Source organism: Caulobacter sp. 05T431, from assembly GCF_056665975.1.
Genome location: NZ_JBFTKU010000045.1, coordinates 1 through 7,533 on the forward strand (window position 1 = coordinate 1; position 7,533 = coordinate 7,533).

5 protein-coding genes and 1 pseudogene are annotated in these 7,533 nt (G+C 71.1%); 3 read left to right on the plus strand and 3 right to left on the minus strand.

Translation table 11 applies throughout. The annotated features are described in order from the left end of the window. Window positions 1–187: pseudogene (locus tag AC1U89_RS24325) on the minus strand (DUF2155 domain-containing protein); the annotation flags it as partial. Window position 188: 1 nt separating this feature from the next. Next, complete coding sequence (locus tag AC1U89_RS24330) at window positions 189–584, minus strand: NADH:ubiquinone oxidoreductase subunit NDUFA12 (protein WP_029917317.1); 396 nt, start codon at window positions 582–584, stop codon at window positions 189–191. Between the two features lie 245 nt (window positions 585–829). Between AC1U89_RS24330 and AC1U89_RS24335 the strand changes: the two genes are divergently transcribed. The 3 genes from AC1U89_RS24335 (at window position 830) to AC1U89_RS24345 (ending at window position 5,216) form a co-directional block, all read left to right on the plus strand. Beyond that, a complete protein-coding gene (locus AC1U89_RS24335) occupies window positions 830–3,598 on the plus strand; it encodes a TSCPD domain-containing protein (RefSeq protein ID WP_479902191.1) in 2,769 nt (922 codons plus the stop codon). A gap of 81 nt (window positions 3,599–3,679) precedes the next feature. After that, on the plus strand, window positions 3,680–4,174 hold the full coding sequence (locus AC1U89_RS24340) for a pentapeptide repeat-containing protein (RefSeq protein ID WP_479902192.1): 495 nt from the start codon (window positions 3,680–3,682) through the stop codon (window positions 4,172–4,174). A 97-nt stretch (window positions 4,175–4,271) separates the two neighbouring features. Beyond that, on the plus strand, window positions 4,272–5,216 hold the full coding sequence (locus AC1U89_RS24345) for a pentapeptide repeat-containing protein (RefSeq protein ID WP_479902193.1): 945 nt from the start codon (window positions 4,272–4,274) through the stop codon (window positions 5,214–5,216). A gap of 71 nt (window positions 5,217–5,287) precedes the next feature. On the opposite strand, the gene aspS is transcribed toward AC1U89_RS24345, so the two are convergent. After that, window positions 5,288–7,126, minus strand: coding sequence for an aspartate--tRNA ligase (gene aspS, locus AC1U89_RS24350; protein ID WP_479902194.1), 1,839 nt, complete (start codon window positions 7,124–7,126; stop codon window positions 5,288–5,290). Window positions 7,127–7,533: the final 407 nt, after the last annotated feature.

Sequence of the window (7,533 nt, forward strand, 5' to 3'; positions counted from 1 at the left end):
GCGTCGGCGCGGGCGTCGGCGCGGGTCGCGGCTGGACMGGCGCGGGGGCCGGCGTGGGCGCGGTCGGCGGAGTCTGGGCGGCCGGCGGCTGTTGCGGCGCGTTCTGCAGCGCCCAGGCGCCGCCACCGATCAGCGAGGCGGCCAGGGCCGCCGCCGTCACGCCCGTCAGGGACCGCCGGATCGTCATCCTATTCGGGCGACCAGGGCTTGTAGTCGCTGGTGGCGACCGCGCGTTCGCCCCCCCGGGCCAGCGAGCCCTTCGGACGCCAGGCGTAGATCGTGCCGGTCAGGTTGGGATGGTGGTCCTTCTCCCAGGCGCGACGCTTCAGCGGCGCCGTGGTCGGCGGCTCATCGAACGTATAGTGCAGCCAGCCGCTCCATTCGGGCGGCACCTTGGACGCTTCGGCGTAGCCGTCGTAGATCACCCAGCGACGCTTGCGGGCGTCGTAGCTGTCCTTGTTGTCCCGCGCCTCGTAGTAGCGGTTGCCGTAGTCGTCCTGGCCTACGAACACGCCACGACGGCTAATGTGGAAGCGCTGACCGATGGTCGCGCCGTTCCACCACGTGAAGATCGCTTTCAGCACCGCGTCAGCACCAATCTCGCAAAGGTCCCAAACTGGGAGGGTTTCCAGGCAACGCCGAGGCGTTGCGAAGCGGCCGGACTATAGGTCGGCGGCCCTCCAGCGTCCAGCATCGGGCGTCACGTTCMAGCTTCAACATCTTGTGGATCACGGCGGTCGGGTACCCCACATCTATTGAAGGCCGTTGTTCGGCGATCTAGGATGGCTAATTCTTGGCGCACCCGGGCGCCCAGGCCGCGGAATCGCCCATGCGCATCCAGTCCCGACACCCCGCCTCCGCGCCCCGCGTCACGCCGCGCGAGATCGAACGCACGAACGCCGTCGTCGAGGTGCTGGCGCCGGAAGACTGGACCGACGCCCGGGTCGAGGCCTGGCTGGACTGGGCCGACGATCGGAACGACGGGGCGTTCGACGCGGACGCGCCGCTGGGCGGCGGTCCCGCCCGCTATGCCGACGCCGTGGCCAGGACCGGCCTTTCCGACGGCGTGTTCGGCGACGCCGCCGACGCCGACGCCTTCCGCGACGCGCTGCTGGCCACCATGCTGGCGGGCGTGGCCTCTCCGGTCGGGACGCCGGCCGCGGCCCGCCGGCTGCCGGACATCGCCGAGCTCGAATTCAAGCCCGCCGTCGAGGGCCATCTGGCCCGCTGGCGCTCGGCCAGGCTGGCCGCGAAGGCCGCCGCACGTCTCGACGCGGCCCTGGCCCAGGTCGGCGACGCGGTTCTGCGCTGCCACGGCGACGCCAAGGCCTGCGCCGATCCGACCAAGAACAGCGCCCTGGGTCGCGCCGCCCGCCGGGCTCGGGACCTAGGTGCCGACGACCGCATGATCCAGGACGCGATCGCCCTGGCCGGCGCGCCGCGCACCGGGCTGATCGACGCCGACGCGAGCGCGCCCTCCCCGCTGGTCGCCTCGGCCTCGCGGCAGGGCGTGGCGGCGGTCGACGAGGCCGCCAGCTTCGCGGCCCAGATCGGCTGGGAGACCAGCGCCCTGATCCTGGCCCTGTCGCCCGAGGATGCCGACGCCCTGGCCAAGGACGCGCCGGTCCGCGCCGCCATCGACGTCACCGCCTTCCAGCATGACGACGCCTTCGACTCCGCCGGCTTCAACCAGGTGGTGGGCCTGTGGGCCACGGCCCTGGAGATCGAACGCGGCGACCGTCCGGCCGAGGTCGGCCTGGCCGGGGTCGGCGACTGGCTGCTGGTCCAGGGCCTTTCGGCCGCCGGCGACGCCGGGCGCGACGCCGCCTCGGCCCTGTGGGCGCTGACGGTCGGCGCGGCGATGAGCGCCAGCGCCGAGACCGCCGCCGCCCTGGGCGCCGATCCCGCCTTCACCCAGGAACGACAGGGCGTCCTGCGCGGCTTGGCCGAGCGCCGCGTGCGCGCCGCCGCCCTGCGCTCGCCGCTGGCCTCGGAAGCCGCCGCCGCCCTAGCCGTCGCCCACGGCCTGGCCCGCAAGCACGGCCTGCGCTCGTCGCGTCTGGTCGCCGCCTTCGCCGATCCGGAGGCCGCCCTGCGCCTGGGCGGCAAGGCCCTGGGCCATGCGGCCGGCGCCGCGCCGATCTCGACCGCCCAGACCGGCGACGGCCTGCTGGTCCCGATCTTCAGCGCCGCGGCCCACACCTGCCTGAACGAGGCCGGGGCCGACTTCGACGCCGCCCGTCGCCACGCCATGGGCCACGGTTCGCTGTCCGAGTCCCCGTCGATCGACCACATGGTCCTGCAGGCCCGCGGCTTCACCGCCCACGAGATCGAGCAGGCCGAGGACGCCCTGCGCCACGCCGCCAGCCTGCGCGCCGCGTTCGCCCCCGCCGTGATCGGGGCCGGGTTCCTCAGCGACGTGCTGGGCGTTCCCGCCGAGGCCCTGGCCGATCCGGAGTTCGACACCCTGGCCTTCGCCGGCTTCTCCGAGGCCGAGATCGAGACGGCCGAGCGCCACGCCCTCGGCGCGCGCCGGCTGTCGGACTGCGAGGCCCTGGAGGGCGAACTGCGCGCCCTGTTCGCCGCCCTCGAGGCGCCGGTCCTGGCTGACCGACTGGCGATGATCGCCGCGGTCGAGACCTTCACCTGCCTGGCGGTCCCGGCGGTTCTGGACGCGCCTTTCGACGCCCGCCCGGCCGACGCCGCCCGCCTGCAGGCCGCCGCCGCCCGCGCCGGGGTCCGCGCCCTGCGCCTGAACCGCGCCGCTCCGCCCCCGGGCTTCGTCCTGTCCCTGCCCGAACCCGAAGCCGAGGCGCCCAGGCCCGTCCGCGCCGAAGCGCCCGCCGCCGAGGCTCCGCCCGCCCCGGTCAAGGAGCGGATCGTCGAGCGCGTGGTCGAACGGGTTGTGGAACGCGGTGGCCGCGCCCGCCGCAAGCTGCCGGACCGCCGCAAGGGCTACATCCAGAAGGCCGCGGTCGGCGGCCACAAGGTCTATCTGCACACCGGCGAATACGAGGACGGCGAGGTCGGCGAGATCTTCATCGACATGCACAAGGAAGGCGCCGCCTTCCGCAGCCTGATGAACAACTTCGCCATCGCCGTGTCGCTGGGCCTGCAGCACGGCGTGCCTCTGGACGAGTTCGTGGACGCCTATGTCTTCACGAAGTTCGAGCCGGCCGGTCCGGTGACCGGCAACGACTCGATCAAGTCGGCCACCTCGATCCTCGACTATATCTTCCGCGAGCTGGGCGTGTCGTATCTGGGGCGCGACGACCTGGCCAACGCCGATCCGGGCGAGTTCAACGCCGACGGCCTGGGCCGGGGCGAAGGCGTGGACGACGGCGCGGCCGAGGCCGAGCCCCTGCCCGCCAGCAAGTTCATCTCCAAGGGCTTCTCGCGCGGCGCGGCGCCGGACAATCTGGTGTTCCTGCCGTTCGGCGGTCGCCGTGACGAGCAGCCTCGCCCCGCCGGGGCCAGCGGCGACGTCTGTCCGGCCTGCGGCGACCTGGCCCTCAGCCGCAAGGGCGGGCTGGTGGTCTGCGACAGCTGCGGGACCCAGGCCAACGGCGGTCCGCAGGGCGAGAGCGACGCGGGCTGACCTGCCTCGTCGCCGTTTGCCTGGCCTTAAGCTTGCAAGGCCATGCTTGATCGACGTTTCCGCCGAAAGACGCGCGCCAGAATGAAAACGCTGCTCCCGATCCTCGCCGCCGTCGGCCTGCTGGCCCTGGCCGCGCCCGCCTCGGCGCAGAACGCCGGCCAGATCGCCAATGTTCGGGCCGGCGCCAACTGCCCGCGCTGCAACCTGTTCCAGGCCGACCTTTCGGGCAAGGTGCTGAAGGGCCGCAACCTGGCCGGCGCCCGGCTGCGCCAGGCCGATCTCAGCCTGGCCGAGATGAACCGCTCCAGCTTCGCCGGCGGCGACCTGCGCGACGTCAATTTCTACGGCGGCGTGTTCGGCGGGGCCAGCTTCGCCGGGGCCAACCTGACCAACGCCAGCCTGGTCGGCGCCTATCTGCAGGGGGCCAACTTCCGGGGCGCGACCCTGACCGGCGCCAACCTCTCCGGAGCCGAGATGGACCGGGCCGTCGGCCTGACCCAGGCCCAGCTGAACCGCGCCTGCGGCGATCCGTCCACCCGTTTGCCGCGCGGGCTTTCCGTGCCTTCCTGCCGTTAAACTTCCGTCATTACCGCGATTTAAGTGGCGCTTGAGCGCCGTGGGCCCCAAATCGTAACCTACACGGTCGCTTATCTTGACCGGTCTGGAGGTTTTGATGTCCCGCTTGCGGATCGCTGTCGCCGCCCTGTCCCTCGCCCTGTCGGCCGTGGCCCATCAGGCCTACGCCGGGGTCGAGGACAAGGACGTGGCCCGGATGATCTCGCTGGGCGGCGCCTGCGTGAACTGCGAGCTGTCGGGCCRCAAGCTGACCGGCGCCCGCTTCACCGGCGCCAACTACGCCAAGGCCAACCTCATCGGCGCCGACCTGCGCGGCGCCAGCTTCTTCGGCTCCAACTTCACCGGCGCGGACCTGTCGCGGGCCGACCTGCGCGGAGCCGAGATGCGCGGCGCCGGCTTCTCCCACGCCATCTTCACCGACGCCAAGCTGTCGGGCATCGAGAGCAGCGGGGCCAACTTCATCGGCGCCGACCTGTCGCGGGTCGACCTGTCCAGCAGCGAACTGCACGGCGCCAGCTTCCAGGGTGCGAACCTGGAGCGCGCCAACCTGTCCAGCAGCGAAGTCGTCGGCGCCAACCTGCAGGGCGTCAGCGCCAAGGGCGCCAACTTCTCGTCGGCCGAGCTGAACGCCAGCAATCTGAGCGGCGGCAATTTCGAGCGGGCCAGCTTCAAGGACGCCGAGTTCACCGGCTCGACCCTGCGCGGCGCGATCTTCAGCGGCGCCGACTTCCGGGGCGCCGACCTGTCGGGCGCCAGCCTGAGCGGGGCCGACCTGTCCAACGCCCGGGGCCTGGAGCAGGACCAACTGGACGAGGCCTGCGGAGACCGCGACACCCGCCTGCCGCGGGGCCTGAGCGTCCGCAACTGCTCGGGCGGCAACATGCGCATCCGCATCAGCCCCAGCTTCCAGCGCGCCCAGGCCGAGGCCGCCCGCGCCGAGGTCGAGGCCCATCGCGCCGAGATCGAGGCCGCCGCCCGCCTGGCCGCCAATCCGCCGGCCCCGCCCAAGCCGCCGAAGGCCCCCAAGCCGCCGCGGTACTAGGCGACGCCACGAAAAAGGCCCTCCGATCCGGGATCGGAGGGCCTCTTCGTATGGGCGCGACGCCGCCAGGCCTACACCTTGATCGGCGGGGCCGGGCGGATGTGCAGTTCCTTGTACTGCTTGTCCAGGACCTCGGCCGGAGCGTTCATCAAGAGGTCCTGGCCCTGCTGGTTCAGCGGGAAGGCGATGACCTCGCGGATGGCCACCTGCTCGGCCAGCAGCATGACGATGCGGTCGATGCCGGGCGCCAGGCCGCCGTGCGGCGGCGCGCCGTAGCGGAAGGCGTTCAGCATGCCGCCGAACTGTTCCTCGACCACCTCGGCGCCGTAGCCGGCGGTCTCGAAGGCCTTGAGCATGATCTCGGGCTTGTGGTTCCGGATCGCGCCCGAGCACAGCTCGTAGCCGTTGCAGACGATGTCGTACTGGTAGGCGCGGATGGTCAGCGGATCCTGGGTCTCCAGAGCCTCCAGGCCGCCCTGCGGCATCGAGAACGGGTTGTGCGAGAAGTCGACCTTCTTCTCCTCCTCGTTCCACTCGAACATCGGGAAGTCGACGATCCAGCAGAACTTGAACTGTTCCTCGGCCACCAGCTTCAGCTCGGTGCCGACGCGGGTGCGGGCCAGACCCGCGAACTTGGCGAACACGGCCGGGTCGCCGGCCACGAAGAAGGCGGCGTCGCCCTGCCCCAGGCCCAGCGACTCCATCAGCGCCTGGGTCGGCTMGCCCAGGTTCTTGGCGATCGGGCCGCCCCAGCCGCCCTGGTCTTCCGACCAGAAGACGTAGCCCAGGCCCGGCTGGCCCTCGCCCTGCGCCCAGCTGTTCATGCGGTCGCAGAAGGCGCGGCTGCCGCCGGTCGGCGCGGGGATGGCCCACACCTTGTTCTTGGCGTCGGCGCCCAGGATCTTGGCGAACAGGCCGAACCCGCCGTCGCGGAAATGCTCGGAGACGTCGGCCATCTTGATCGGGTTGCGCAGGTCCGGCTTGTCGCTGCCGTACCAGGCCATCGACTGGGCGTAGGTCAGGCGCTCGAAGCCCTTGTGGGTCGAGGTGACGCCGAAGTCGTTGGTGAAGGTGTGCTCGCCGTCGATCGGCGACACCGGCTTGCCGTTCGAGAACTCTTCGAACACGCCGTGCATCACCGGCTCGATCGCCGCGAACACGTCTTCCTGGGTKACGAAGCTCATCTCGACGTCCAGCTGGTAGAATTCCAGCGAGCGGTCGGCGCGCAGGTCCTCGTCGCGGAAGCACGGGGCGATCTGGAAGTAGCGGTCGAAGCCCGAGACCATCAGCAGCTGCTTGAACTGCTGGGGCGCCTGGGGCAGCGCGTAGAACTTGCCCGGATGCAGGCGCGAGGGCACCAGGAAGTCGCGCGCGCCTTCCGGCGAGCTGGCCGTCAGGATCGGCGTCTGGAACTCGTTGAACCCTTGCGCGAACATCCGCGAGCGGATCGACTGGATCACGCGCGAGCGCAGCACGATGTTCTTGTGCAGGGTCTCGCGGCGTAGGTCGAGATAGCGGTGCTTGAGGCGGATTTCCTCGGGATAGTCCGGCTCGCCGAAGACCGGCAGCGGCAGCTCGTCGGCGGTCGACAGCACTTCCACGGCGCTGACGCGGAGCTCGATCTCGCCGGTCGGCAGGTTGGGGTTCACGACGCTGGCGTCGCGGGCGATCACCTCGCCGTCCACCCGGATCACGCTCTCGGCGCGCAGGCGCTCGACCACGTCGAAGCCCGGGGTTTCGGGGTGCAGCACCAGCTGGGTCAGGCCGTAATGGTCGCGCAGGTCGATGAAGACCAGGCCGCCGTGGTCGCGCTTGCGGTGGATCCAGCCCGACAGGCGGACGGCGTTTCCGGTGTCGGAAGCCCGCAGGGCGCCGCAGGTATGGGTGCGATAGGCGTGCGTCGAGGTCATGGGAAGTCTTTGAAACGCGGTGATTTGCAAGGCGCGGAAAGGCGCATGAGGGGGCGTCGATGTCAAGGATTCTGGGGGCGAACCTCCCCTGCGAGGACGGGGCTCAGCGGCTCACCCACTTGCCCCCTACGGATCGCTTCGCGATCGTCTTCCCCCAAAGGGGGAAGAAGCCGCGCTGCGGCGCCCGGCGCGCGCATCCGCCCCCTATGGGGGCGGACAGACCGCGACGCGGTCAGGTGGGGGCAAGTGAGTGTGATCCCACGCCAAACCGGCTGTGAGCTGATGGAAAGGGCTGCGGAGCGCCGGACATCGTCCGGAGTTTGAAAAAGAATACCGTTTCGACGAAGCCCGTTCGCTCCGCGCGGTCGTTATCCGCAAGCTCTCGACGCTAGGCCCTGTTGGAGCCG

Bases quoted from the DNA above. Each gene is read 5' to 3' on its own strand.
- AC1U89_RS24335 (WP_479902191.1), top strand. From the start codon at position 830: ATGCGCATCCAGTCCCGACACCCCGCCTCCGCGCCCCGCGTCACGCCG.
- AC1U89_RS24340 (WP_479902192.1), top strand. From the start codon at position 3,680: ATGAAAACGCTGCTCCCGATCCTCGCCGCCGTCGGCCTGCTGGCCCTG.